This window comes from Rufibacter glacialis, assembly GCF_008271745.1.
Classification (GTDB): domain Bacteria; phylum Bacteroidota; class Bacteroidia; order Cytophagales; family Hymenobacteraceae; genus Nibribacter; species Nibribacter glacialis.
Window position 1 is genome coordinate 67,305 of the sequence record NZ_VKKZ01000019.1, and the last position, 25,800, is coordinate 93,104.

Here is a 25,800-nt window from a genome sequence, read left to right on the forward strand (position 1 = left end):
AGGTTTGGAACTGTAAACCGCTGCCCCACGCAGAAGTTTATGGATAAGTAAACGGCAGGGCGGGAATGGGGTTCTTTGAGCTTCTGACTTCTGTAAAGCCAGTACCTGTTTTGAGGGCGTTTTAAGGGAAACAGACTGAATCCTAACCGCATTCGCGGCAAAGGTTAGGTAGGCTAGGAAGAGTACGCAACAACCGGTATTCCCTCTCCCTGAGGGAGAGGGTTAGGGTGAGGGGGCAGCGGTGGTTCCTGGGCAAAGGCCATTCCAATTGGCAACTTTCCCCCTCATCCTAGCCTTCTCCCTGGGGGAGAAGGAACCCCGGTATTGCGTTTAGAGCCTTCTTTTGCCAGAACAGCCGGAAAACGCTAGGCCGCTACTTCACATCCACTTCTTTCACCCCTTCCCGCCCGAAGAACGTGGGGAAATACATCAGTTCGGCCTTGGCCGGATTAAGGGTGTAAGTGCCTTTGTAGCGGGGTAGCAGTTGGATGGTGAACGTGTATTTGCCTTTGCTCAGGTGGTTGGAGAAGATGGACACCTTGTGGCGGAAGTACTCGCGGTGCGCCTCATGGCGGCCCCAGCTGGCTTTGGTGTCATAGGTGCAACCGGCTGGAATGGGTACTTCTATCATCACGTAAGAGGCATCGGCTTTCACTTCTATCTCCACTTCCATTTCTACCGGCTTGCCTGCGGTTAGGGTGGCTTTGGCTTGTTTGGTATGGGCGAAAGAGGTGCGCACCACAAAGTCCTTGTCTACCCGCGCCGGTTGGGCAATCCACTCGTTCTGGTAGGCCGTGAGGTACAGTGCCAGAGACCCCTGCTTTTGGATAGTGAGCGGCTGGGTGGACGTGAAGGTGGTGTCTACCGGGAATTTCTTCAGCGTAGTGTTCACCCCACCAGCTGTTAGGAAAAGCCGGTTCTCGGCTGTCTGGCCTTTCTCTTTGACCAAGTCCGGGAGTAGCGTCTCCAGGATTCTCGCCGATTCATAGGTGTTTCGCCAGTAGCCGGTGCGGCGCTCGTTTAGCAGGAAAGCCTGGATTTTAACCAGGTCGCGTTCGTGACCGCCCGAAGCCTTCAGGATTTCATAAGCCAGTAACGTGTTGGAGATGTGGTTGTCAAACAGGCTGAATTTGTCTTCGCCCCAATGCAACCCGCCCAGGGTAGTGGTGCGGCGGTAGTGCTGGAGGGTATCCAGGGGAGCAGGCAACTGCAGTTTCTGGCGGAGCCTGGTGAGGCGGAGCTGGTCTTCCAGTGCAGGGTTGGGCTGTTTCTCTAGCTTGGCCATGTACGCCGGAAAATCCACGTTGGCCTCCAGTTTCTGCAGAATCTCCAGCGCCCTGATTTTGTCTGGGGTGTCTTTCTTTTCTACGTGGAAGGTGAGGAACGCAATGAGCGGCTCTTTCTTGAAGCTGGTGCTGTAGCCTTCCTGCCGGGCCATGACCAGGGCCTCGGTGACGTGGTGGGTAATCCAGAGGTAAGCAGGGCCGTTTTCCCACCAGCTCCAGGTACCGTCCTGCTTCTGGGTTTTCTCCAGGTGCCTTACCAGGCGCCGCACCATTCTGTCGTGCTCAAAAGGCTTGCCCAGCACGGCCTGGATGCGCTTCTCCCATAGCAGGCCTTTCAGTTTGGAGGCGGCCTGTTCGTTGCACCAGTACTCGTAGCGGTGCAAGGCCTTGATTTCGTCCAGCATGACCTGCAGTAAATCGCTCTGGGCGTAGAAACGCACGGGGCCTTTGGCCGGGTCAAACGTAAGCGTGAAAGTGGTGTCCACGGGCAGGGAAAGAAACTGGCCTTTGCGCTCCAGGACGCCTTTTTTGTAGACGCAAATGTGCCGCCGCTCCCCGTCGGAGAAGCCGCTGCCCTGCCGCAGGCTGAAGAGCAGTTCCACCGAGTCCGGCGCTACGGTCGGGGCCTGCACCAGGACCGTATCTGTGTAGACGCGGCCCAGTTTCAGGTTCTGCTCCCTGAGCGCTTTGCCGTTGAATGCAAACCGGGTCTGTACGGAGGCAGTATCGGGCAGGTAGTTCACGGCCTTGCCGATAATCTGGGTTTGGTCGCCTTCAATGAGGAACCTCGGGCCGCTGAGGGTGGCCATCATGGCTTTGAAGGAGCGGATTTCGGTGCTGGCCTGGCCACTGCGTCTGTTTCCGTCCATGGCCAACACGTGCGCTTTCCAGCTGGTCACATCGCCTGGGAAGGTGACCGGGAACGTCACTTTGCCCTGCTTATCGGTGACTAATCTGGGTTGCCAGAAGGCGTAATCAGAAAAGTAACTCCGGATAGAGGCGGCGGCGTCTGTTTCTGCTCCGGCCAGCAGCGGTTGCTGGGCCGCTTCGGCTTGCCCTTTCTTGGTGGTGATAATAACCACTCCGTTGGCGGCGGCGGCTCCGTAGAGGGCGGTTGCCTCTGCTGCTTTCAAGGTGGTGGAAGAGGCAATGGCATTCGCCTCCAGGTCGGCTAGATTCCCGCTGAACGGCATACCATCCACGATGATAAGCGGCTGCGTGTTGCCCTGAATAGAAGAGGCTCCCCTGATTCTAACCCCGGCTACTTTACCCTGCAGTACTGTTGCCACGGCACCCGTAAGGTTACTTCTGGATTGAGTGCCAAATCCGGTCACCACCACTTCCTGTAATTGCCTGGCATCTGCCGGTAACTTTACTTCCAGGCGACTGCTGCCTCTCACGGGAACCTCTTGGTGCACATACCCTATGAAGGAGAAGACCAGGATGCCGTTGGCGGGGGCATCAATGGCGAAATACCCCTCCACGTCTGTGGCGACAGCTACGTTGGTTCCTTTTACCTGCACGGTTACTGCGGGTAAGGCCTCGTCGGTTCCTTTGTCCAGCACCCTGCCCCGCACATGGTTATGGAAGTTGGCAGAGCCCCCGTAAGAAACAGAGGGGGATGAGTTGCCACTGGAAGGTGCTGGATTCAGGAAGGACACGGCGTTGGGGTCATTGCGGAGGAGCCGCTCTACGCTGTTCTGCAGATACTTCTCTAACGCCCGGGTCTCTGAAGAGGCTTGTTGCAGTTGGGCTTTGGAAAGATAGAGGCGCAGCACTCCATTGGGTTTCATGGTAACCAACGTGCTAAGATGGCTGTGGTCAGCAAACAAAAGGACTAATTTATACTGGCCGGGGGCTATCTGGTGAAGCAGGGTCTGGCTGCCGCGGTACATGAGCACCTGTTGGGTAGCCGCCTTGGGCGGATACAGGAAAACAAACTGCGGGCTCTTCTGAATAGTGGTGTCCAGGTGCCACTGGAGTCGGCCGAAGCCGGGCTCTGTGCGGGGTTCCGGCTGGTTCAGTACCCGGGTGAGCCAATACTGGTACTGGGTGTCTTTCCATTGGGTAAGCAGGCTGGCCTCCGTGAGGGCGGTGGCAGCCAGGGTGCTGTTGGAGAGCACGTAAGGGGTAGCTTTGTCAAAGAGAGAGTACTTCCCCTTGAACGTCTGTTTTTCGCGCATTTTTAGCAAACCAGGCGAAAAATGGTGGGTGAAATGGGCCTCTGGGGTAAAGGAGATACGGAAACTCCCCAGTGAAACAAATTCCATAAGACTAGGGCGGAAGGGGCCCGCCAAGACCTCGTCATGACGGGTGTTGTCAAAAGAAGGCCGGGCCTGCCGGGCATTGGGTAAGGCCTGCACCACCGGGCCTTGTCTGAGGTAGGAGAGCCCCTGGGTGAAGCTCTGTTCCACGGGTACCAGGTACTGCGCCAGGTTGCCTTGCTCAGCCTCTGAGAAATGCCCTTTGGCGGCCTCTTTGAGCAGGTGCGGCATTTGGTTCTGGTCAACGCTCAGGATAAGCTTCTGCCCCTGCTTCAGGTACACGCTGTCTAAAATGATAAGGTGCCTGGCCGTACGGAGTTTCAGGTGATGGTATCCGCTGTCGGTGGGGAAGGAGTAAGGCGGCACCACATCGGTCCCGGAGAAATATACCGGTACCTCGTTGAGGTAGATAAGGTGCACCGGCACCACCCTCCCCGAGTCTACCACGAAAGGGGCAATCTGGGTAAGGCTATCTGCCGCCGGCGCGTAATTGGCGAACAGGCCTTTCTGGGGGTACAGCAACTGATAGTAAGCCAGGCTGTCCAGGCCCATGGCTTGCCGCCAACTGTTCCACTGCAGCAATTGGCGGCCCTTGTCTGGGCCATTCGCTACTTTAAAGGTGCGATTGCTTTTTCGGCTTCGGTACAGCCCAAAGGAGGGCACTGAGGGCGCAGCGGCGTTCTTGAACTTGGAGGTAAGCGCGTACGCGGTGAGGTCTACGTTGGCGGCGGGTTTGCCTTTAGCGTCTTTCACTTCCAAGGTGAGGTTGGTCTGCTGCCCCGGGTACACCGTGGCCGGGGCCTGCACGGCAATAGCCAGCTCACTTTTCCGGAAAGGTATATTGTATTCCTCGCTCTTTACCTGCCCGCCCCATATGTACTGAACCGAGGCATAATACGGTTCCCCAGGAGGAACCCGGCGGGAATAGCTCCATAGAGCGGTCGTGTCTTGCCCCCGCTCCACCAGCTGGTTGTTCCTGTAGATGAAATACCAGAACGGCAGACGGCGGGGGTTCTGCAGGCTGAGGAAAAGAGAGTCTGCGGTGCGTTCTGAGAAGAACTGCAGGTTGGCGCTTTCCTGGGGCAAGGATAAGGAGGCGCTCCGTTTCCCGTTGCTGAGTTCATAGGTTCTGGCGTATGGCTGTAAGGGAAGTAGCGCCGGAAGCTGTACCTGCTGCGTCTGGAATTTCTCGTTTTTGCCATTATAAAGAACCAAGGTAGCCTGCTGCGGCTTGGATTGCTCGCCCTCCAGGTACTGCGCCAGCACGCTGTCGTTTTTGAGCGTGAGCTGGAAGTGGCCCTCCTCAAAAGAATAACTGCCCCTTACCTGCTTCTCTGCCCGTTCATTGCTGGAGTTCAGGAACACCGCCTTCACTTGGTAGTCAACCCGCGCCTTGGGGAAGATGGAAGCCGGTAGTGGGATGATGGTCTCGCCGGTGTTCTCCAACGCCTGCCGGTGCACCCACAAGGTGTCCGGTATAAATTGAACGGCATTCTGGCTCTGGCTTACCTGCTTGGTGAGCACGGTTAGTTCCACCCGGGCATCAGGTAAGGTGAGACCGTTGGCATCGGCACCGCGCAATATTACCTGGTTGGTAGTGCCCAGGAAGTGCTCTTCGCGCTCCAGCCGCAGGGTATAGGTGTTTTCCTTCAGTTCATAGTCTTCGTAGCGGAAAGAGGTGGAGATGATTTCCTTGTCATCAGATTTCTTTTCCCGCACCAGGTCCAGGCTTACCTGGGTATCCAGCCTGATTTTAAGGGAATCGTGCAGAACCAGGAAACCTTCATAGGCGCCGGGCCGGTAGGGCTGCAATTGCCCTATTTTTTTAGGCTTGTAATTGACGTAGATTTTAGCGGTGAGAGGCTTTTTATACGGCTGGCCGTTTCTCTTCACCACAAACGTCTTGTAGTGCACGGTGTCATTGGGCCGGTACAGGGGCTTGTTGAGGGCTAGATAACCGCGCTGCTGCCTCTTGTCTTCCCAGTCATAAGGGCGGTAATCTTCCTCAAAAATAGAAAAAGCAGACCTTATCCAGCCCTGTGGTTCATGGTACTTAAGAGTTTGCACCACATCCCTGAACGGGCTCCACAGGTAGGAAACAGGCCTGCGGAACAAAACCTTTTCCCAGAGCGGCAGGGCATAGGTGAGTTTTTTATTTTCAGGGTCAAGGGGCACATAGAAGGTGAACCCTGCCTGCGTCACCGAAAGCAGGCCGCTTCTCTTGTGGCCGGCCAACCGGTAGCTTTGGGAGGCGGCATCAAACGGGATTTTCCGGTTCCTTATTTTCACCTGGGCATCAGGTATATTATTGCCTAACGTATCATACAACACCACTGCCAGGTCTACGTGGTTCTTGAGCAACTGCAACTGGGTGTGGACTACGCTGGTGAGCGAGTACTCCAAGTCTGGCCCGGAGGTGTGGGTGTACAGGTAATGCCCCTGCGGCAACCGCTTTGCGTAAGGCTGATGGGTAGGGAAGGAATCTACCTTAGTATGGAAGAAGCTCTGCCGGACAGTCTGCATCCCTTTTTCATACAACTGTCTGGCCTCGCCATCAGAAAGTTTATAGAGGTAAGTGTAGTAACTGGTGGTGCGGGCGTTGGCCAAATCCCGCTGGGCAAAGGCATTGAGGGGGAGCAGCAGATACCCTATATAGAACAGAAAGAGGAGACGCGTGCGTTGGCAGGGGAGCAGAGGCATGAAGGCTGTTTTTGTCTTAATATAGTGAAAAAGCAGTATTTTACTATGTTCGGCTCGCGTCCCGGAGGCTGTTTCTTGGCAGATTCCCAGAAAATGGCCGGTAAATAGAACCAAGAGGGGATTGGGTTTAATGCAGATTCTTCGTTTGGATGGGTGGCAAAAAAGCCTAATTTTGCGTACAGTTTAACGAGAGCGTACATCTTTCACATAATCCACTACACATGAGTGTTTTAGTAAATAAAGATTCCAAAGTGATTGTGCAGGGCTTCACCGGCTCAGAGGGTTCTTTCCACGCACAGCAGATGATTGAATATGGCACCAACGTGGTAGGCGGTGTAACCCCGGGCAAAGGCGGTTCCACGCACCTGGATCGTCCGGTGTTCAACACCGTGGCCGAGGCCGTAGAGAAAGCCGGTGCCAACGTGTCTATCATTTTTGTGCCGCCGGCGTTTGCCGCCGATGCCATCATGGAAGCCGCCGATGCCGGGATAGAAGTGATTGTGTGCATCACCGAGGGTATTCCGGTGAAAGACATGGTTGCCGCTAAGAACTACATCAAGAACAGAGCCGTGACCCTGATTGGGCCAAACTGCCCGGGTGTGATCACCCCAGGCGAGGCGAAAGTAGGCATCATGCCTGGTTTCGTATTCAAGCCAGGTAGAATCGGGATTGTGTCTAAGTCTGGTACCTTGACCTATGAGGCCGCTGACCAGATTGTGAAAGCCGGTTTGGGTATCTCTACCGCCATTGGTATTGGAGGGGACCCCATCATTGGCACGCCTACCAAAAACGCCGTGGAACTGTTGATGGAAGACCCAGAAACTGATGCTATTGTGATGATTGGTGAGATTGGCGGTAACTACGAGGCGGTAGCCGCGGAGTATATCCGGGCCACGGGCAACAAGAAGCCAGTAGTGGGCTTCATTGCCGGTCAGACGGCTCCGGCCGGCCGTAGAATGGGTCACGCCGGTGCCATCATCGGCGGAGCCGATGATACTGCCGCCGCAAAAATGCGCATCATGCGCGAGAACGGCATCCACGTGGTAGACTCTCCCGCTGAAATTGGCGAGACCATGGTAAGAGTACTGCAAGGCGAGACAACCAACGCATAGGTTCCTCCTCTTATTTGATATGAAAAAGGCGGCCCCGCAAAGGGCCGCCTTTTTATTTTCAGGGTATGGCAGGTTCCGGGTTTTCAGACGGTCTCCTAGTTTGGAATTCTATTTAGTAGCCTTAATTGTTTGCCTGTGGCACCATTTGCTGAAAGAAAATGCCCCTGCTGCTTTCGGGCTGGTTTTCTAAAACCAGCCCGAAAGCAGCAGGGGCAAATCAAGAGTTGGTTTTGCTTACAGGCTCCTATGGCTGGAAGGCCCTTGGTAGCAGGCAAGCCAATAAACGTTACCTGCCACCCACGGCCGGCGTGGCGGCGGGGGCTTTCTCGTGGTATCTGGAGTAGTTCACTTTCAGGTTGTCCAGGTGCTTGAGGTTTTGCTCCAGGCGCAACCTGAAATCTGCGTAGTCTTTCTGGGTTAGCGGGGTCCAGGCAACTTCAGCTAAGGCGCAGGCGCGCGGGAAGGTCATGCTTTCGGCGTGCTCCTGGGTAGGGATGTACTCCGTCCAGAGATTGGCCTGGACGCCCAGCACATGCTTGGCCTCCTCAGGGGTGAGAACGGCCGGAACGGGATTGTAGGAGTACACCTTCTCCAGGGGCAGGAAGCCGCCAATGGCCTGGGGCTCTACTTTTAGGTTCTCTTTGGTCTGGTAATGGTCAAAATACAGGTGCGTATTGGGGGTCATAATCACGTCGTGCTTCTGCTTGGCCGCCGCAATCCCGCCTTTCTCGCCGCGCCAACTCATCACGGTGGCATTGGGGGCCAGACCGCCTTCCAGAATCTCATCCCAGCCAATGATGGCGCGGCCTTTGGAGTTCAGGAACTTTTCCATGCGCTGGATGAAATAGCTCTGCAACTCGTGCTCGTCTTTGAGGCCTTCGCGCTTGATGACCTCCTGTGCCTTGGCAGATTTCTTCCAGACATCCTTGGGCGCCTCGTCGCCGCCTATGTGGATGTACTTGCTGGGGAAGATGGCCATTACCTCGGTGAGCACGTCTTCCAGGAACTTAAAGGTGACCTCGTTGGGGCAATAGATGTCTTTGAAAACGCCCCAGGTACCCGATACCTGGTAGGTGGAGTCTTTGCAGCCCAGCTCAGGGTAGGCCGCCAGCGCCGCCAACGAATGGCCCGGCATCTCAATCTCCGGAATCACGGTGATGAAACGGGCCTGGGCATAGGCCACCAGGTCTTTCAGTTCTTCCTGGGTGTAATAGCCGCCGTGCGGTTTGCCGTCAAATCCTTTATCCGTGTCGCGGCGGTGGCCCACCTTGGTTTCCTTGCGCCACGCGGAAATCTCCTGCAGCTTGGGGTATTTCTTGATTTCAATGCGCCAGCCCTGGTCTTCCGTGAGGTGGAAGTGCAGGGTGTTGATTTTGTAGAAGGCCAGCAGGTCAATGTATTTCTTGACAAAGCTGATGGGCTGGAAATGGCGGGCCACGTCCAGCATCAGGCCGCGGTACGCGAAGCGCGGGGCATCCTCAATGCTGACGGCTGGTATCTTGAAGCTCTTTTGGCCGGAGTTCTTGGTTTCAATGGCGGCGGGCATGAGCTGGCGCAGGGTCTGGATGGCCAGGAACGCTCCCTTGGCGGTCTTCGCCGTCACGGTCACTTTCTTGGGGGTCACCTCCAGTTGGTAGCCTTCCTCATTGGCAATGCTGGGGTCTAACCGGAAGGAGATGGTGTTCTTCTTGTCTTTGGTGCCGTAGCCCAGCTTGTACCCGGCGGAGGTCTCTACCAGGTCCACCAGGAAATCAGTGGCGGTTTTCAGGTCAGGGGCGTTGCTTCCCAGCAGCACCTGCGTCTTGGGGCCCAGTTGGAACTCGCCTTTGGCAGGCGTCAGTTTCACGGGCTTGGGGATGATGGCGTAGCGGGCGGCGTCTTGGGCCTGGGTGGCCAGGCTAAGCAGGAAAAACCCGGTTAGCAGGAGCAGGCGCCTGGGGAGTAAGTTTGTTAGCATGATGGAAGGGGGTTATAGGTTATTTCAGATAGTTGCCTTTTTTCAACACCTCCACCCATTTCTGGTAGCCGGCCACGGTGAGGTGCAGCCCGTCATGGGTGTATTCGCTGACCAGTTTCTTGTTCTGGTCCAGGAAATGCGGGTAGAGGTCAACCACCTCAATCTTCTCTTTCTTGGCCAGGTCTTTCAGGGCGTTGTTCACCCACAGGATGTGCTCTTCTTTGTGGTAGTGGTTCTTGAACTTGCCAAACGACTCATTGGTGGGCAGCAGGGTCTGGAAGTAAATCTTTGTCTTGGGCGAGCCAGCCTTGATGCGCGAAATCATCTTCTGGTAGTTGGCCAAAATGACCTGGTCCGGCACGTTGCGGGAGATGTCATTGATTCCGATGAGGATGAACACTTTGGCCGGTTTGCCTTCAATGACCTCGTGGAGCCGCTCCAGCACCCCAAAAGTGATATCACCGGAGATGCCGCGGTTCTTCGCCTGGGGCATGCCCAGGAGCTCGGCCCAGTCGGTGTTGGCGGTAAGGCTATTGCCCAGGAAGATGATGTCTTTGGAAGAGTTAGGGTAAGACTGGAACTGCTGCACCTTTAAATCAAAGCTGCCTGGGCGGTAGGTGCTGTCCCATTTGGCCGGCTGAGCGGGAGCCTGCGCCTGGGCCTGGGAAAAGAAAGCGAACGTTGCGGCCACGAGGGCACCTCTTACAAGTTTCATGGGGTTGGAATTCTGGTTGGGGTGAGGATATAGTTTTCAAGCCTGTTTAGAACCCGTTTTCTGAGAATCAGGCCTTAAACGCTTAGCTTATTGCTGGGCGAACAGGTTGGGGTAATCTGAGATGATGCCGTCCACGCCCAGGGCCTTCAGCTTGGTCATCAGCTCGGCGGTGTTCACCGTCCAGGGAATCACTTTGATGCCGCGGTCATGGCAGGCTTTCACCAGTTCAGCAGTTACCATTTTATGGGCGGGGCTGTAGATGACCGGCGTGAAGCCCAATTCCGTCAGGTTCTCGGCTACGGTCTTTTTGTTGTCTACCAGAAACGAGGTGCGTACGTGCGGGTATTTCTTGTGCAGCACCTGCAGCGGGCGCACGTCAAACGACTGGATGACCACGTACGGGGCAATGCCTTTCTTCTCAATCACCTGCATCATGGCCTTCACGAATTCCTCTGAGGCGGGGTGCAGTTTATTGTCGCCGGCTACCTTAGATTTCACCTCAATGTTGTAGAACACCTGCGGCTTGCCGGTGGTCTTGAGATACGTCTGCACCGAATCAATCAGGTCTGCCAGGCGCGGGATGTAGGTTTTGACCAGTTGCTGCTCCGGATAAGCGCTGTAGCGCTTGGTGCCCAGCTCAAAAGCCTTCACCTGGGCATAATCCATCTGGTAGACGATGTGTTTTTTGGCGTCCTCGGTGGGGATGTCTTTGCCGTCTGGAGTGCGGGCGTACAAGGGGTTGATGTGCGGGTCATGCGTTACCACCACCTGGCCGTCTCTGGTCACGTGGCAGTCCATCTCCAGGGTAGTCACGCCCAGGTCAATGGCCTTGCGCATGGCCGGGATGGAATTCTCGGGCATGAGGCCGCGGGCCCCGCGGTGGCCTTCGGTGCCAAAGGCGGGCAACGGCGGAAGCTGCTGGGTCAGGGACTGGGCGCTTTTGCAGCCAACTACCAGGGCAGCGCTGAAAAGAAGGGCGGAAACGGTTTTTTTCATATTTGTAAGAGCAGGTGTTGTCTTTTAATGGCTAATTAGAGTCAAAGTTCCCTAATAAGAAAGGGTGTAAGTTACGCTTTGCCAAAGCCCATGGCCATTTACCCATCCCTGCCGTCCAAAGAAAGGCAGGGATGGGCTGTTTTTGCGGATAGATCGTCACAAATCAGCAGTGCATACCTCAACAGAGACAAAGGCTAAGCCGTGGCAGAAACCGCCTCGTACTTGTTTCCGAACCGGTCTGTGGCCACCACTTTCACCTGTTTCACCTCCGGGCCAAAGTGTGCCATGAAGAGGTGCTCGGTGCGAGCGGGCTCCGCGAAGGCGCGGCGGGCGGGCAGTTTATCGCCTTTCATGGTGCGCACGGTGGCCGGGTCAAAGCCTTTGGTGTTGGACAGTGCTCCCATGGCCTTGCCATCAGAAAACCATTCCACCTTCCAGGCAGGGTCCCAGTTCCAGACGTTGGCAATGAAGCGTTTCTGGGCTGTCAGGTGCTCAATGTCCAGGCTGATTTGGTAGTTCTTGTCCTGGCCCGTGGATTTGTAGTACCAGCTCAGTTGGTTGCCGTTCACCTCGTACACGCCGTAGCCGTTGGGGGTACCGTCGGTGCAGATGGGCCCAGACCACCAGGCGCCGCACACGGTGCCGTGCACATGCTCATAGATGCCCTCGCGTATCAAGTTGTAGTTGGTGTGTGTGTGGCCGGTCATGATGTGTACCTGGTAGCCTTGCAGCAGGGCAAACAAATCCTCTCGGTTTTTCACGTGGCTGGAGATGGGAATGTGCGCGTTGAGGATGACCAGATGGTCTTTGGGCACAAAGCTGAGGTCTTGCTTAAGCCAGGCCAGCTGTTGCTCAGAGATATAACCATCGTAGTCGCGTTCCGTGCCCAGGTAACGCACATCGTCCAGCACAATGTAGTGGGCCTTGCCGCGGTTGAACGAGTAGTACGTAGGCCCGAAGTGCTTCTGGAAGGTAGCGTCTGAGGTTTCATCGCCGCCCAGGCGGTAGTCCATGTCATGGTTGCCCAGTGCTTGGAAAAACGGCACGCCAATGGCGCCTACTGCCTTGCTGTAATCGGCGAAGAGCTTGTGGTTGTCCCAGACCAGGTCACCCACGCCTATGCCGTGCACCAGCGCGTCTTTGCCCAGGCTCTGCACCAGTTGGCGGGCATCGGGCACGGAGTCCTGCATCATCATGGCCACGTCTTCCTTGTTTTTCACCTGCGGGTCTGCCCACACAATGAACGAGTGCTGCGCATCGTCTTTGCCCAGCGGCTCCAGCTCAAAGTCGTATTTATCCTTTTTGCCGCCGGTGATGGGTTGGTAATGGCGCGCCAGGCCTTTCTCTTGGGGGAACGCGTACCCGGCCGGGATGGACAGGAACACAAATCTTGCCCGCTCATTCACCGGCAGCTCAAATTGCCCGCGCTTGTTTGTCTGCACCACCGTGAACCCGTCTGACACCGAGACATTGGCCAGTTTCTTCCCTTTGGCGCGTACCGTTCCGCTAAGGGTGGTCTTTTTTTTATTTCTGGCGAAAACACTGGGGCCAGTTAAAACCAGGCCGCCCGAGAAAAAGGCCAGGGTCTGGAGAAAGGTTCTTCTTTTCATGGGTAGGAGTGGGGGCTGTGGTTTTGTTTTTTGGTTTGTGATAGAAAGGTTGGTTTCAGGCCTGCTTTTCAGGAAAGAGGCCTGAAACCCTTCCGGTGCAGCATGGGGGCGTTAAGGTACGTATTGGGCCCAGAACGAGGAAAGAGACAATGCCACTACCTCGCCTAAGCTATTCGGTGTAAGTTTCTCCCGCGCCTTCCCCTGGCTCTGTTTTACCTCCGTTTTACAAAAACAAGGCCGAAAACTTTGCCAGGGAAAGGGGTTTGGGAAATACTAATCTGCGGATTAGGCATTCATGTTGATGGACATGATCTTGCCTTTCTTGCGGCTCTCCTCGGCCATGAAGCCCATAAGGTGCGCCTCAATGGACTCGTCAATGGTAGAAGTGAGCAGCTTGGGGTTCTGGTGCGCCACCGCCTGCACGAAGTCTTTCACGAGTAGCCAGTCGCCGCCGCCGTGGCCGCTGTTTTTGTAGCCGTCCACGTCCTCAGCTTTGGGGACTAATTTCAATTCTTTGCGGGTTCTGAAGTCATTCACCACCAGCTCGGTCATGTCGCCTACCATGTCGCCCATGGTGCCCATGATGCGGGTGCGGCGGCCATGGTACGAGGTGAAGGCCTCCATGGAGAAACTGGCCGTCACGCTGTCAGCGAACTGGATGCTGGCCACGTAATGGTCGGGCTGGTCGTTCTCCATGCGGTACACGCAGCGGCCGTAGTTGGTAGTCTTTAGCCGTTCCATGATCACCTCGGGGTGCTTGGCTTTGTCAGCGGGCAGGTCTAACACGGCCAGGCGACGGCGGTCTTCATAGTAATGCTTGATGGCCGAGTACGGGCACTCGCGCTCTACCTTGCAGCCGTCGGTGCAGCGGGGAGTGCTGCCTTGGGGGGCGTTCTCCTTGCGGAACAGTTTCAGGTCACCCATGGCGGCAATGCGTTGGCTGGGTTTGCCTACCACCCACCGGATGATGTCCAGGTCATGGCAGGACTTGGCCAGGATGATGGGCGTGGTTTCCTTGGAGTTGTGCCAGTTGCCGCGCACGTACGAGTGGGCCATGTGCAAATGCTCGATAGGCTCAAAATGCTGCACGCTCACAATGTCACCAATGGCGCCTTGCTGGATCAGCTCACGCATCTTCACGAAATATGGGGCGTAGCGCAATACGTGGCACACCGCCACGATGCGGTTGTTTTTCTTGGCCAGCTTGAGGATGTCACGGCATTCCTTCTCGGTGGGGGCAATGGGTTTCTCCAGCAAGATGTCATAACCCATAGCCAGGGCCTTCATGCAGGGGGCATAGTGCAGGTTGTCTGGCGTGGAGATAATGACCGCATCAGCGAACTTGGGGCGTTTGAACACGTCTTCCCAGGTGTTGAAGCGGTTCTCAGCGGCTATCTTGTGTTGGGTGGCATACTTCTCGTTCCGGAACTGGTTGGGTTCGGCCACCCCCACAATGTCTATCTGATCAGGGAATTTGGACGCATAGTTGCCGTATACCGTTCCGCGGCTACCGGCGCCAATGGTGATGGCGGTGATGGCTTTGTTGAGCGGTTTGTGCTCTGGGTTGGGGGGAATGGTGTAGGAGTAGGTGTTGTCTCCCAGTTTGGCCAAAGCCTCGGTGCTGATGACGGCGGCGCCAATGCTCAAGCCTAATGATTTTAATAATTTCCGGCGGTTCATGATATCGGATTATTAGTAAGAAATAGGTTACTTTAAAAAGCCAGCTTTTGGGTATGGCTGGTGAAAGAGAATTGGTTTGCCTTCCTGCGGAAGCCCTTCTGGTGATAAAGCTATTAGCGGACTAAGCCCGGTAATTTTTTCATCTCGTTATAGTAAGCCATATAGGCATCAAAGAATTGGGGGTTGTTTTTGAGCAGGAGAATGACCTCGTTGTTATAGTAAACCGTGTTGCCTGTATAATTATGGGTGCCGGTTACCACCAGATTGGTCTGCTCCCCTTTCCATACTCCTTTGATGAGCATGAACTTGGCATGGATATTAATTTTAAGCTGGTTAGAGGCGGTTAGGTTGTATATTTTTACATAGGCTCCTTTCCTTTTGAGGTTTTCCAGACCAGCCAAGATTTCATCATCCGCCTTGCTTTTGGCAATGACCTCTACAGTGGCGCCCTTGTTCAGGAGCTCTTCAAGTTTGGTAATGACATTCAGGCGGGCAGCCGTCCAGTCTGACATCCCTATTCTGATAAGGGCAGAGGAAGGGTCTGTGATCTGGTTCAGGATCTCTATGATGGAATCTGCCCCGTAGTTTTTCCCGCTTTTTCGTTTGGGAAAGAAAAGAGCTGAGATTCCAGCCGCCGGATCCTCAAATTCACGGTATTCAAAGTTTTTCATGCCGCTGGCGGCTTTGGCCTTCATATCTTCCCAATACCCTTTGTAAGCATTGTATAGACCTTGGTTAGAGAGAATGACAGCGTCTTGTATTTTCTTTGAATCTGCCACCGAGAAGTTGTGCGAGGTTTGGAATACCACTTTTCCCATTTCACCAGAGGCGGTGGAGAGCTTGGAAAACAAAACGAATTTGTTGTGGTTGATAGAGCTATTGCCGGCATCACTGGTGACTACTACCATTTCTGAGTTAGGCTTCAGGAAAGCACGTATCTCATTGACGGCAGGCGGGTTCTCTATTTTGGTTTCCTCTCTGCTCATGTCCACCATAAGGTGCAGGTTTACTCCTCTGTCAGAGGCTTTCCGTAAAGCAGAGATCAGCTCAGGATGGCTAAATCCAAAGATGCACAGGTGAACCGAACTTTTGGCAGGAGCCGCATTGACCATGGAAACTAGCCTATCCATGATGGCAGTTGAAGAGAGGCCACTGCCCACCTGGTCTAGCCTGGTGAAAACAACGTCTGGGACTTTGGCTGTTAACGCAATAGCTGAATCCTCTTTTGCCATGGATTCCTCGCTCTCATCTTTGCAGGCAGACAGGCCCAGCAGAAGGAAGATAAAGGCAAGCTTTAGTTTGTTCATGAAGATACGTCTATGGTTTCTTTAGGATAGAAATGAGAGGTTGACAAGCCGAGCCAAGGTTTACCAGGAGTTATTCTTTGGTACTTTTCCTTTCCTGGTGTCTTTATGAGGTAAAAAGAAGTGCGCTTGTTGGTTTAAGAACAGAAGCGCACTTCTTTGGGAGGTAACCTATTCCACGCCGGCGTAAACTGCGAAGTTGTCAAAGGCAAAGCGCCCGTTGAACACCGCCGGAGGATTATTAGCGCCAAGACCTTGCTTGAACAGCCTGAAGCGTACCGGGCCGCTGATGTCCATCAAAACGGTGGCTGTTCTGGTCCAATTGCCGGCCTCGGTCATAGTAGGGCCCACTTTCTTCCAGGTCTTGCCTTTGTCCTGGGAATATTCAATCCACCAGGTGCTGGAGGCGTCTGTGTAGTAGGCGCCGTAGATATAAGTAACCTTAGATGCCCCGTTGGGAAGGTCAAAGTTCATCTGAACGTACGGGCTCTGATTGGCGGGCCGGCCATCTTGCATTCTAATGCCCCACGTGCCGGTGAACCTGTCCCGACCAGGCGTTTGCCCCACAATGGAGTAGAAAAGTTTCCAGGAGCCCGTGCTGAAGTCGATCGTATTGTCCACTACTCCCCGTAAAGGGTTCATGTTGTAGCTGTCTTTAACCAAACTAGGGTTGTCAAACGTCTCTGGGAAACCTGGGTAAAGCGGCCCGCTTTGGTCTTCCACATCATTGATGGACCGCAACGACAGCAGGAGGGTGGGTGTTTGGGCCTGCGGATTTACCCCTGCCAAAGGCACGCCGGTATAGGTGGCGCTTGGCCACAGCCTCTCCTGGGCGAAGGTGGCTGTGGATTGGGTGTGCAGAATAATGTTGTTCCCGTTCCCGTCCGTCATCTGTTTGTCTCCGCTGTAGGTGGAGGTACGGGTAGGCGTTGGGGTGATGTTTCCTGCCACAATCTTCACCAAGGTACCCTCATAGTCACCTGGTTTATTCACCAGTGCCTCAAGGGAGACCGTTCTGGGGTTAACGGTGATTCCAGATTTTACTTTGGTGACCGCCGAAGGCTGCAAGCCGGTAATGTGCAAGGCTCCATTGATACTCTTGAGCGCGGCTCCTTCGGTCTCCACTACCACAGAGTCACCTACCACTAGCGGTGTGCTGCTGGGGGTTCCAAACTGGAGAACGATTCCTCTGGTGAGTTTTCTCCGGGTATTCTGGATGATTACCTGGTTGCTAGGGAAATTTCCGGAAGAAGGGTCTGAGATGACTACTCCTACTACCTGGTGCGCCCCTGCCATTTTCTCTCTGGTGAGGGTCACTTCTTCTCCCCTATACAGCGCCCTTACGTCTGCGAGTGACATGTATGGGCTATCTTGCCCTATTGCTTCGTTCACATCTTCTTCTATACAAGATGTGAAGGCTATTGCTCCAAAGGCGAAAGCAAAAAGCTGTAACAGTTTATATTTCATGGTATTTTTTATTTGTAGGGTGAGTTGTACTGCGAACTCCTCAACTTGATTTGCCTATCACTTTATTCTTGCCACCAAACTTTCGTGTTGATATCATCTGGGCCTTGGTCTGCCACGGCCGCCAGATAGTTGTCACGGTTCAGGCTTTGCACGTAGAGTGGATAGTTGATGCGGGCAGGCATTCTGCCATTGTTCTTCACCCCTGGGCCAATGGGCAGGATAGGATAGCCGGTTCTGCGGTACTCAAACCATTGCTGAAAGTCCGTGAAAAACAAGGCGTAATACTTCTGCTGGTGGATCAGGTCCATCTTTCTGCCGAAATCATACGTGTCCTCCCATTTGACTTCTTCATTGGCAAAATAGCCGGTGGGTACCGTTAGACCCCACAGAGTAATGCCGTTGGTAGCCCCAGTCTCATAATAAGTCTTGGGGCTGCCTGAAGTGTATCCTTTTAAGGCGGCCTCTGCCAAGATGAACTGCACCTCAGGGTAATTGAGGATGTTGCCTAGGAGCGGATTGGTTCTGAGGGCTGGGAGGTAGGAAGACTCAGCGGCGGGTATTTTTCCGGTTTCATACCCGCTCTGGATGCCGGCATAGCGCCCTTCCCGTAGGGTGGCCCACACCGTGACACGGGGATCGCCCCACTGATTCAGGTTGTTGATAAAGAACTCTGCCATGTTTTGGGCAGTGTTCCAGTCAGCATCACGGGTGTTCTGGAAAGGAGACTGGTAGGGGGCGGTACCGGTGAAGCGCAGAATAGCGGACTCAGCATTGGTAGAGATGAGAGGATAGGTAGCGGCATTGATGTTCACCATGTTTCCTATCTTCTCTGCAGCACTCATCTCTTTGTTCACAATCTTGTCTGGTTTCCCGGAAACCCGTAGCAAGAGGCGCAGATACAAAGAGTTCCCGAATTTACGCCAGTTGGCCGCCACACCGTTGTACAAAGGATCCAATTGCTTCAGGCCAGAAGGGAAATCCCTTGCTTCAACGTCGGCCGCGGCGGACGACGCTGGCGTTAAGAGGGTATTGGCTTCTTCCAGTTTCTGGAACAGGTCGGCATAGATCGCCTCTTGTTTGTCAAACTTAGGCATTAAGATGCCTTCTCGCACTTTGTTGGCATTGAAGTAAGGTACATCTCCATACGTATCTGTTAGCAGCGAAAAAGCCCAAGCTTCACAGATAAGCCCAATCCCCATAAAGGTTTTGTGGTATTGTTGGGTAGGGTAGGTGGTGGACAAAACCTTGGCACTTGCATAGATGTCTTTAAAATCTGTGATCTGGGTGTACCAGTTGTTCCACATGTAATCTGCTTCTGCCGTACGAATGACATAGCGGTGGATTTCGTCGTTGTCAGACCGCGCCACGTGCACCTGCATCAACTCGTTATTGAGGCGCATGGCCCGGTCAAGGTTACGTTGCACCAGATCTGTCAAGGCAGGAGCCAACAAGGACTCTGGCATGGCAAAGGGACTGGTGTTGGGGTTGGTGTTCAGCTCCTCAAACCCCTCATCACAGGAGTTAAGGGTAGTCATACCTACCACTGTAAGGAGGGACAAAGCAATTAATCTTATCTTTTTCATTCTTGTCTAATCTTTAGAAGCTAAGGTTCAGGTTAATGCCTGTTGTTCTGGTAGATGGGAACTGGCCCAACTCATACCCGGCGTCAATGGTGCCGTCATTCAGGGTCCCGAATTCTGGGTCAAAGGCAGGCCAGTTAGAGATAACCCATAGGTTTCTACCGTAGATGCCGATTGTTGCTTTCTCCAGTCTCAGTTTTTTAACCAGGTTAGTGGGAAGGGTATAGTCAAAGCGTACTTCCCTTAATTTGATGTAGTCAGTGCTGAACAGGTTCCCTTCCACGTTGTCGCGGCCGAAATGGGCGGTGTAATAGGTCCAGATGTTTTCCGCAACTACATCATTAGGCCTAAAGCTGCCGTCTCCGTTAGCAATCACTCCGTTGCCAATGATTCCGTTGTAACGGCCTGGTAACGTGTTCTTGGTCTTCCCTTGTTCAGCCAGGGTGGCATGAGTTAACGAGTAAGCCTTTGCTCCAAAGGAGCCGTCAAAAAGGACATTCATGCGGAATTGCTTGTACCTGAATTCATTGCCAATGCTTCCTTTCCACTTTGGAACCGCCTTGGCCAGATACATGATGTCATTGGTCAGCAAAGGGTATCCGTTCTCATAGATAATCTGCCCTTCTGGAGACCGTAAATAACCTCTGCCGTAGATGTCTCCCATGGTTCCGCCAATGGTAGCCTCTACTGAGCCACGCCCGCCAGGTCCTCTTTGCAATTGGTAAGTGGTAAGGCTGTCTGCCAGTTCTATTACTTTGTTTCTGTTAGCTGAATAAGTAGCGAAGATATTCCAGTTCAATCCCTTTTTGCTTTTGAGTGGTGAACCGTTGGCCTGGATTTCAATACCTTGGTTTCTCACCATACCGGCATTTAGGATCTGGTAGTTAGCACCAGAAGACCTGTCAATGGGTACAGAAAGGATTTGGTCTCTTGTATTGTTTCTGTAGACGGCAATGTCAAGCCCAATTCTACTCTTCAGGAAGCGGGCATCTATGCCGAATTCAACGCTCTCTGTTCTTAAGGGTAAAAGACTTCCGTTTGCTACTGCACTAGGGTTAGACAAGCCAGATGGGAAACCTGTGGCAATGGTGTAGGAGAAGTTAGTCAAGTAAGGTTTCATGCCGCCGCTTCCAACTTCTGCCCAGGAGCCGCGAAGTTTCAGGAAGGAAACAGACGCCGGCATGGGAATGACCTCAGAAAGGACGGTGCTCAAACTGACAGAGGGGTAAGGCTCAATGGGTTTCACGCCCGTTGAGGCGGCTAACGTGCTTGCCCAGTCTTTCCGCAGGGTTAAATCCAAGAATACCCAATCATCAAACCCAACAGTCATCAAGCCATATAGACCATTAAGTTCAATGTCTTGGCGCCATGGGTAATTCAAAGGTACATCGCGGCTATTGGCAAAGTTGAATACTTGCGGGTAGATCAATCTTTCAGCTCTCAGCTCATCTCTTACATACCGGTTCTTGGTTCTGCTTCCTCCCAGAGAGGTGGAGATCTCAAATCTTTCTCCCAGGTTACGGCCGTATCTTAACAGGAAATCATAGTTGAGTTCTTGCGAGAAGATGTTCTGCTCCCGGTACATCCCTTCTTTGAATTTCTCAGTGTCTTTGGGTCTGCGTTGCGAACGCTGCTCATAGGCTAAGTCCATAGACGTGCGCACCATCAGGCTCAGGTCTTTGGTGAAATTGTAGCTTGCCTGTATGTTCCCGGTCACCGAGTGCCTGTTTGACTTGTTTAACATCTCATAGGCAATCAGGAATGGGTTGTCAATCAAGCTACTGAAGGGGTAGTTCTGGGCAATCCCTTCCTTGCCCGGCTGCCAGTAGTCTCTATACCAATCCAGGTTTCCGTTAGGAACCTGCAGGATATTCCAGTACATGATGGACTGGTTGTTATACCCGGTGGAAGGCAGGTTGTCACTATACTTGTTGGTGTAGTTGATTTTGGTGGAGATCTTCAACTTGTCAGAAATATTCTGGTTTGCTGAAAAAGCTACCGTGTTTCTGTTGTATCCTGTGTTAGGAATAATCCAGTTATTAGATACATTGGTCAAGGAGAAGCGTACGGCTGTCTTGGAGGTACCACCGTCTAGGGTAACAGAGTTGGTGAAAGTCTTGCCAGCTTCGAAGAAGTCTTTACGGCTGTCTTTGTAGGGTACCCACGGTGTACGCTCGGTACCGGTTGTTCTAGTGCTAGGATCATATTGGAAGAACGTCTGACCATCAAACTTCGCTCCCCAGGCAGAACTGGTGCTTCGGGTACTGGTACCATCAAGGGTTGTATTAAAGGAGTAGTAATTTACGCCCTCATCGCCTTGCCCGTACTCGTACTGGTAATCTGGCCACCGGTTGATGGTTTCAATGGAGAAGTTGGAGTTAAAAGAAACTCCCAAGCCTTTTGCTCTGGGTTTCCCTTCTTTGGTGGTGATAATGATGGCACCGTTTGCTCCCCTTGATCCATACAAGGCAGTGGCGCCCGGGCCCTTCAGAACCGTCACACTTTCAATGTCTTCTGGGTTGATGTCATTGAGGTTAGTACCAAAGTCAACAGGGCTTTCCCCTTGCAGGTAAGCGGTGCTTCCATTGCCAGTAGCCCTACCGCTCCCGCTGTTGATGACAACGCCGTCTACCACAATGAGGGCTTCGCTGCCGCCCCCCAGGTCATTCTCACCCCGCAGGATAATCTTGTTTGAGCCTGTGGGACCACCACCCGACTTCACCATGTTCAAACCGGCCACCCGCCCGGTGAGGGCATCGGTCCAGTTGTTAGGCATGGCCTCCGTCAGGCTTTCACCCTGTACCGTGGTGGTGGCAAATCCCAGAGCTTTCTCTTCACGGGTAATGCCCAGGGCAGTGACCACTACCTCATTTAATTGGGTGGCGTCTGCGGACATTCTGATAGATAAGTTCTCTTCTGCCTTGGAGATCACCATTTTGTACTGTTGATACCCAATAAAGGTGAACGACAGGGTAGCACCCGTTTCCACGCTTACTTGGAACGTACCATCTGCATTGGTCATACCCACCGCTTGGTCGTTCACAAAGACCGTTACCCCTGGCATAGCCGAGCCATCCGTCTGGTCTACTACCTTTCCTTTTACCGGAACCTTCGTATTCTGGGCGGTTTGCTGGAAAGACCCTATAAACGCAGGAGGGGTGGCAAGTGCCTGCGTGCCGGTCAACAGCAGACAGCACCCGAAGAAAATGCCCTTCCGCCAGCTAAAGCTGCGGGGAGGCGGTGGTTGTAAAAATGTCTTCATATAGAAATAGGTTTAGTTTATGATGTAGAATAACAGAAAGCAGGCTTATACCAGGTTGAGATGGCGTTTCTCCCGTTGCCAGGTAAAGGCCGTAAAGACAATAGAGAGAATACAGGCTAGCACCAGCATAATGAAGCCTCCGTCCCAGCCCCATTTGTCTACAATGAAGCCCATGGCGATATTGGCGAACAAGGCGCCTCCCAGGTACCCAAACAGTCCGGTTAGGCCCGCCGCTGTTCCGGCGGCTTTCTTAGGAACCAGATCCAGGGCCTGCACCCCAATCAGCATCACCGGTCCGTAAATCAGGAACCCAATGGAAATAAGCGCTAGGTTGTCCACCCAGAGGTTACCGGCCGGGTTTTTCCAGTACACCACTACCGCTACCAGCACCAAGGCCATGTAGATGATGGTAGCCGGAGCCCGACGGCCTTTGAAGACCTTGTCACTGATCCAGCCGCAAAGCAGGGTGCCCGGGATGCCCGCGTACTCATAGGCGAAGTAGGCCCAACCGGTCTCTTTCACAGAAAATCCTTTGGCCTCTTCCAGATAGGTAGGAGCCCAGTCTAAGATGCCATAGCGCACCAAATAAACAAAGGCGTTCGCAAAGGCGATGTACCAGAGCACCCGGTTGTTGAAGACATATTCAAAGAAGATTTGCCTGGCCGTGAGCTCCTTTTCCAGTGATTCTGAATAATTAGCCGGATAATCGTTCTTGTAGGCCTCAATGGTGGGCAGGCCGCAAGACTGCGGGGTGTCTCTGATGAGCAGGTAAGCGATAAAGGCAACTACCAAGGCCACCATGCCCGGGAAATAGAACTTACTCTCCCAGGTACCGAAGATAGCAATGGCCGCTATGGCGATAGGACCTACCAGGCCGCCGCCAATGTTGTGGGCCACGTTCCAAATAGACATTTTGGTGCCGCGCTCCTTGGTGGAGAACCAATGCACCATCACCCGGCCACTAGCTGGCCATCCCATTCCCTGGAACCATCCGTTCAGGAAAAGCAGAAGGAACATGATGGTGATGGAGCTGGTGGCAAAGGAGGAAACCCCCATGAAGATCATGGTCAGGGCAGAGAGCAGAAGGCCCACGCTCAGGAAGGTTCGGGCATTGCTGCGGTCAGAGACGTTGCCCATCAGGAACTTACTCAAGCCATACGCAATGGAAACCCCGGAAAGGGCGAAGCCTAGGTCCGCCTTGGAATACCCTTGGGCAATCAGGTCGGGCATGACCAGGGAGAAGTTCTTGCGCACCAGGTAATAACCGGCGTACCCCAGGAAGATGCCCATGAAGACCTGCAGCCGGAGCTTTTTGTATTCAGGGTCAACCCGGTCCAGTGGCAACGGGGCAATGTGGGCCGCCGGCGCGAAAAGCCCTTTTTTAGGAGAGGTACCCGAGGATGTAGAAGTGTTGTCTATTGTTTTCAAGGTAATAGTTTGTCTGTCTGGTAGGGAAGGCCAACCCAGAAGGGTTGGTCCTCTTTGTTCTTATCAAATCTTATCCAAAGCTACCCTGGTTTTTTCTGATAACAGGGCAGGTGGCTGAACTTAACAAAAGCTTAATGTGCCCTGCCTTGCTCCTGGGCAAGCTTTTAGAAAGGAACAGGTCATTGTAAAAGCAAATAGAGAAGGGCCGCAGAACTGGCTCCGGCCAGCGGACCTATCACCGGAACCCAGGCGTAGCGCCAGTCACTGTGGCACTTGTTCTTCAATGGAAGAAGGCTGTGCACAATTCGGGGGCCCAGGTCGCGGGCCGGGTTGATGGCATAGCCGGTGGTGCCGCCCAAGGAGAGGCCAATGGCCCATACCAGGAACGTGACAGGCAATGCTCCCAGCGAACCCATGCCGATAGGGGTTTTCTGTTCGCCCATCTGTGGCTCTGTGATGTAGAGGATCACAAAAAGGAGCACGAACGTGCCCACCGCCTCACTGAACAGATTCGCATAAGGGTGGCGGATGGCAGGGCCAGTGCTGAATACCGCCAATTGGGCCAAAGGGTCTTCAGTAGAATTAAAGTGGGGCATGTAGATAAGCCATACCAGAAAGGCCCCGGCCATGGCGCCCAACAGTTGGGCCGCCACATAGACTCCCACCTGGCTCCAAGCGAACTTGCCTACAATGGCCAGAGCGAGGGTCACCGCCGGGTTCAGGTGGGCACCGCTGTAAGGCCCGGCAATCACCACTCCCGCAAAAACGGAAAGGGCCCAACCGGTGGTGATCACCATCCAGCCGCTGTTGTTGCCTTTGGTTCCTTTCAGAACCACATTGGCCACCACGCCCCCGCCCAATAAAATCAGGAACATGGTCCCAATCAATTCTGCTGTAAATGCTGACATGGAGCGTTAGGTTAAGGTAGTGATTTGTTCTGGCTGGCTATCCTGGGCCCAGGCTTTGGCTGCCCGTACCGCGCGGTCCCAACCTTCAGTCAAGGCTTCCGTGGGCATGTCTGGGGTTGCCTCATAGCTCTTCTTAACTTCCCATTGTTCCTGGATTTCCTCCACGCTGGTCCAGAAACCCGTGGCCAGACCTGCCAGGTAGGCTGCCCCAATGGCGGTCACTTCCGTGATGGCGGGCTGCACCACCCGTGCATTCAGGATGTCGGCCTGGAATTGCATGAGCAGGTTGTTTTCAGTGGCGCCTCCGTCTACCCGCAGTTCCTTGATTTCAATGCCGGCATCGGCTTCCATGGCCCGCAGCACTTCCATGGTCTGGAAGGCGATGCTCTCCAGGGCAGCGCGGGCAATGTGCGCTGAGGTGGTGCCCCGCGTCATGCCCACCATGGTGCCGCGGGAGTGTTGGTCCCAGTGCGGGGCCCCCAATCCGGCGAAGGCCGGTACCAGGTACACGCCTTCGCTGCTGGAAACCTTCTGGGCCAAGGCCTCTACTTCTGCGGAGTTGGAGATGATGCCTAGCCCGTCACGGAGCCACTGCACTACCGCTCCCGCTATGAAAATGCTTCCTTCCAGCGCATAGTGCACCTGGTCTTTGATTTTCCAGGCTACCGTAGTCACCAGTTTGTGACTGGACAGAATGGGCTTTTCGCCAATGTTCATGAGCATGAAGCAGCCGGTGCCGTAGGTGTTTTTCACCATGCCCGGTTTGAGGCACATTTGCCCGAACAAGGCCGCCTGCTGATCTCCGGCAATACCAGCAATGGGAATACGCGCGGCAAAGAGTGAGGCAGACGTTTCACCCACTACCTCGCTGGAAGAGGTAACCTTGGGCAGCATGTTGGCCGGGATCTCAAACAGGTCCAGCAGTTCCTGGTCCCAGTCTAAAGTATGGATGTTGAAAAGCAGCGTGCGCGAGGCGTTGGTGACATCGGTGACGTGGGTTTTGCCGCCCGTCAGGTTCCAGATAAGCCAAGAGTCAATGGTACCAAAGGCGAGGTGCCCGGCTTCAGCCTCTTCGCGGGCCTCTGGAATGGTGTCCAGGATCCATCTTACTTTGGTGGCGGAGAAATAGGCATCTATGACCAAGCCGGTTTTCTGGCGGATCATTTCTTCCAGCCCCTGTTCCTTGAGGTAGTCACAGTAGGCGGCGGTGCGACGGTCTTGCCAGACAATGGCGTTACAGACGGCGGCGCCGGTGCGCCGGTCCCATACCACGGTGGTTTCCCGCTGGTTGGTGATGCCAATGGCGGCGATGTCCTCTGCCCGTAAACCGGCTTTTGACATGGCTTCGGCGGCTACGCCGACCTGGGTAGACCAGATCTCACTGGCGTCATGCTCTACCCAACCGGGTTGGGGGAAAATCTGGGTAAACTCTTTCTGAGCCAGGGAAACGATCTTCCCCTGCTGGTTGAAGACAATGGCCCGGGAACTGGTGGTGCCCTGGTCAAAAGACAGTATATGTTTTGCCATCTTC

General features: G+C 54.0%; 14 protein-coding genes. 1 reads left to right on the plus strand and 13 read right to left on the minus strand.

Translation table 11 applies throughout. The annotated features are described in order from the left end of the window. Positions 1–373: 373 nt before the first annotated feature. Positions 374–6,250: a carboxypeptidase-like regulatory domain-containing protein gene (locus tag FOE74_RS05155; RefSeq protein WP_149097537.1), complete on the minus strand. Its 5,877-nt coding sequence runs from the start codon at positions 6,248–6,250 to the stop codon at positions 374–376. Positions 6,251–6,471: 221 nt separating this feature from the next. Here FOE74_RS05155 and sucD point away from each other — a divergent pair, with 221 nt between their 5' ends. Next, a complete protein-coding gene (sucD, locus tag FOE74_RS05160; RefSeq protein ID WP_149097538.1) occupies positions 6,472–7,362 on the plus strand; it encodes a succinate--CoA ligase subunit alpha in 891 nt (296 codons plus the stop codon). 286 nt (positions 7,363–7,648) lie between these two features. Here sucD and FOE74_RS05165 read toward each other — a convergent pair whose 3' ends face one another. From FOE74_RS05165 to glpK, 12 genes are all read right to left on the minus strand, one after another. Further along, the gene (locus FOE74_RS05165; protein ID WP_149097539.1) at positions 7,649–9,319 is read right to left on the minus strand and encodes a beta-N-acetylhexosaminidase; all 1,671 of its coding nucleotides are present in this window, start codon (positions 9,317–9,319) and stop codon (positions 7,649–7,651) included. Between the two features lie 19 nt (positions 9,320–9,338). Further along, the gene (locus tag FOE74_RS05170) at positions 9,339–10,034 is read right to left on the minus strand and encodes a GDSL-type esterase/lipase family protein (RefSeq protein WP_149097540.1); all 696 of its coding nucleotides are present in this window, start codon (positions 10,032–10,034) and stop codon (positions 9,339–9,341) included. A gap of 87 nt (positions 10,035–10,121) precedes the next feature. Next, positions 10,122–11,030, minus strand: coding sequence for a glycerophosphodiester phosphodiesterase family protein (locus FOE74_RS05175; RefSeq protein ID WP_149097541.1), 909 nt, complete (start codon positions 11,028–11,030; stop codon positions 10,122–10,124). 194 nt (positions 11,031–11,224) lie between these two features. Next, complete coding sequence (locus FOE74_RS05180; RefSeq protein ID WP_149097542.1) at positions 11,225–12,640, minus strand: calcineurin-like phosphoesterase C-terminal domain-containing protein; 1,416 nt, start codon at positions 12,638–12,640, stop codon at positions 11,225–11,227. A 285-nt stretch (positions 12,641–12,925) separates the two neighbouring features. Next, on the minus strand, positions 12,926–14,320 hold the full coding sequence (locus tag FOE74_RS05185) for a Gfo/Idh/MocA family protein (RefSeq protein ID WP_149097543.1): 1,395 nt from the start codon (positions 14,318–14,320) through the stop codon (positions 12,926–12,928). Between the two features lie 113 nt (positions 14,321–14,433). Next, positions 14,434–15,627 (minus strand): phospholipase D-like domain-containing protein, encoded by a 1,194-nt coding sequence (locus tag FOE74_RS05190; protein ID WP_149097544.1) that lies wholly within the window; start codon positions 15,625–15,627, stop codon positions 14,434–14,436. 168 nt (positions 15,628–15,795) lie between these two features. Continuing rightward, positions 15,796–16,983 carry a DUF5689 domain-containing protein gene (locus FOE74_RS05195; RefSeq protein ID WP_149097545.1) on the minus strand — a complete coding sequence of 396 codons (1,188 nt, stop codon included), beginning with the start codon at positions 16,981–16,983 and terminating at the stop codon, positions 15,796–15,798. A 170-nt stretch (positions 16,984–17,153) separates the two neighbouring features. Continuing rightward, positions 17,154–18,626 (minus strand): SusD/RagB family nutrient-binding outer membrane lipoprotein, encoded by a 1,473-nt coding sequence (locus FOE74_RS05200; protein WP_225840672.1) that lies wholly within the window; start codon positions 18,624–18,626, stop codon positions 17,154–17,156. A gap of 61 nt (positions 18,627–18,687) precedes the next feature. Next, positions 18,688–21,933: a SusC/RagA family TonB-linked outer membrane protein gene (locus FOE74_RS05205; protein WP_149097547.1), complete on the minus strand. Its 3,246-nt coding sequence runs from the start codon at positions 21,931–21,933 to the stop codon at positions 18,688–18,690. 45 nt (positions 21,934–21,978) lie between these two features. Beyond that, positions 21,979–23,361: a glycerol-3-phosphate transporter gene (gene glpT / locus FOE74_RS05210; protein ID WP_225840673.1), complete on the minus strand. Its 1,383-nt coding sequence runs from the start codon at positions 23,359–23,361 to the stop codon at positions 21,979–21,981. 179 nt (positions 23,362–23,540) lie between these two features. Beyond that, positions 23,541–24,269, minus strand: coding sequence for an MIP/aquaporin family protein (locus FOE74_RS05215; protein WP_149097548.1), 729 nt, complete (start codon positions 24,267–24,269; stop codon positions 23,541–23,543). Between the two features lie 6 nt (positions 24,270–24,275). Next, complete coding sequence (gene glpK / locus FOE74_RS05220; RefSeq protein WP_149097549.1) at positions 24,276–25,796, minus strand: glycerol kinase GlpK; 1,521 nt, start codon at positions 25,794–25,796, stop codon at positions 24,276–24,278. Between the last annotated feature and the right edge of the window lie 4 nt (positions 25,797–25,800).

Bases quoted from the DNA above. Each gene is read 5' to 3' on its own strand.
- FOE74_RS05170 (WP_149097540.1), bottom strand. From the start codon at position 10,034: ATGAAACTTGTAAGAGGTGCCCTCGTGGCCGCAACGTTCGCTTTCTTT.
- FOE74_RS05190 (WP_149097544.1), bottom strand. From the start codon at position 15,627: ATGAACAAACTAAAGCTTGCCTTTATCTTCCTTCTGCTGGGCCTGTCT.
- FOE74_RS05175 (WP_149097541.1), bottom strand. From the start codon at position 11,030: ATGAAAAAAACCGTTTCCGCCCTTCTTTTCAGCGCTGCCCTGGTAGTT.
- FOE74_RS05155 (WP_149097537.1), bottom strand. From the start codon at position 6,250: ATGCCTCTGCTCCCCTGCCAACGCACGCGTCTCCTCTTTCTGTTCTAT.
- FOE74_RS05180 (WP_149097542.1), bottom strand. From the start codon at position 12,640: ATGAAAAGAAGAACCTTTCTCCAGACCCTGGCCTTTTTCTCGGGCGGC.
- FOE74_RS05200 (WP_225840672.1), bottom strand. From the start codon at position 18,626: ATGACTACCCTTAACTCCTGTGATGAGGGGTTTGAGGAGCTGAACACC.
- sucD (WP_149097538.1), top strand. From the start codon at position 6,472: ATGAGTGTTTTAGTAAATAAAGATTCCAAAGTGATTGTGCAGGGCTTC.
- glpK (WP_149097549.1), bottom strand. From the start codon at position 25,796: ATGGCAAAACATATACTGTCTTTTGACCAGGGCACCACCAGTTCCCGG.
- FOE74_RS05215 (WP_149097548.1), bottom strand. From the start codon at position 24,269: ATGTCAGCATTTACAGCAGAATTGATTGGGACCATGTTCCTGATTTTA.
- FOE74_RS05165 (WP_149097539.1), bottom strand. From the start codon at position 9,319: ATGCTAACAAACTTACTCCCCAGGCGCCTGCTCCTGCTAACCGGGTTT.
- FOE74_RS05205 (WP_149097547.1), bottom strand. From the start codon at position 21,933: ATGAAGACATTTTTACAACCACCGCCTCCCCGCAGCTTTAGCTGGCGG.
- FOE74_RS05195 (WP_149097545.1), bottom strand. From the start codon at position 16,983: ATGTCACTCGCAGACGTAAGGGCGCTGTATAGGGGAGAAGAAGTGACC.
- FOE74_RS05185 (WP_149097543.1), bottom strand. From the start codon at position 14,320: ATGAACCGCCGGAAATTATTAAAATCATTAGGCTTGAGCATTGGCGCC.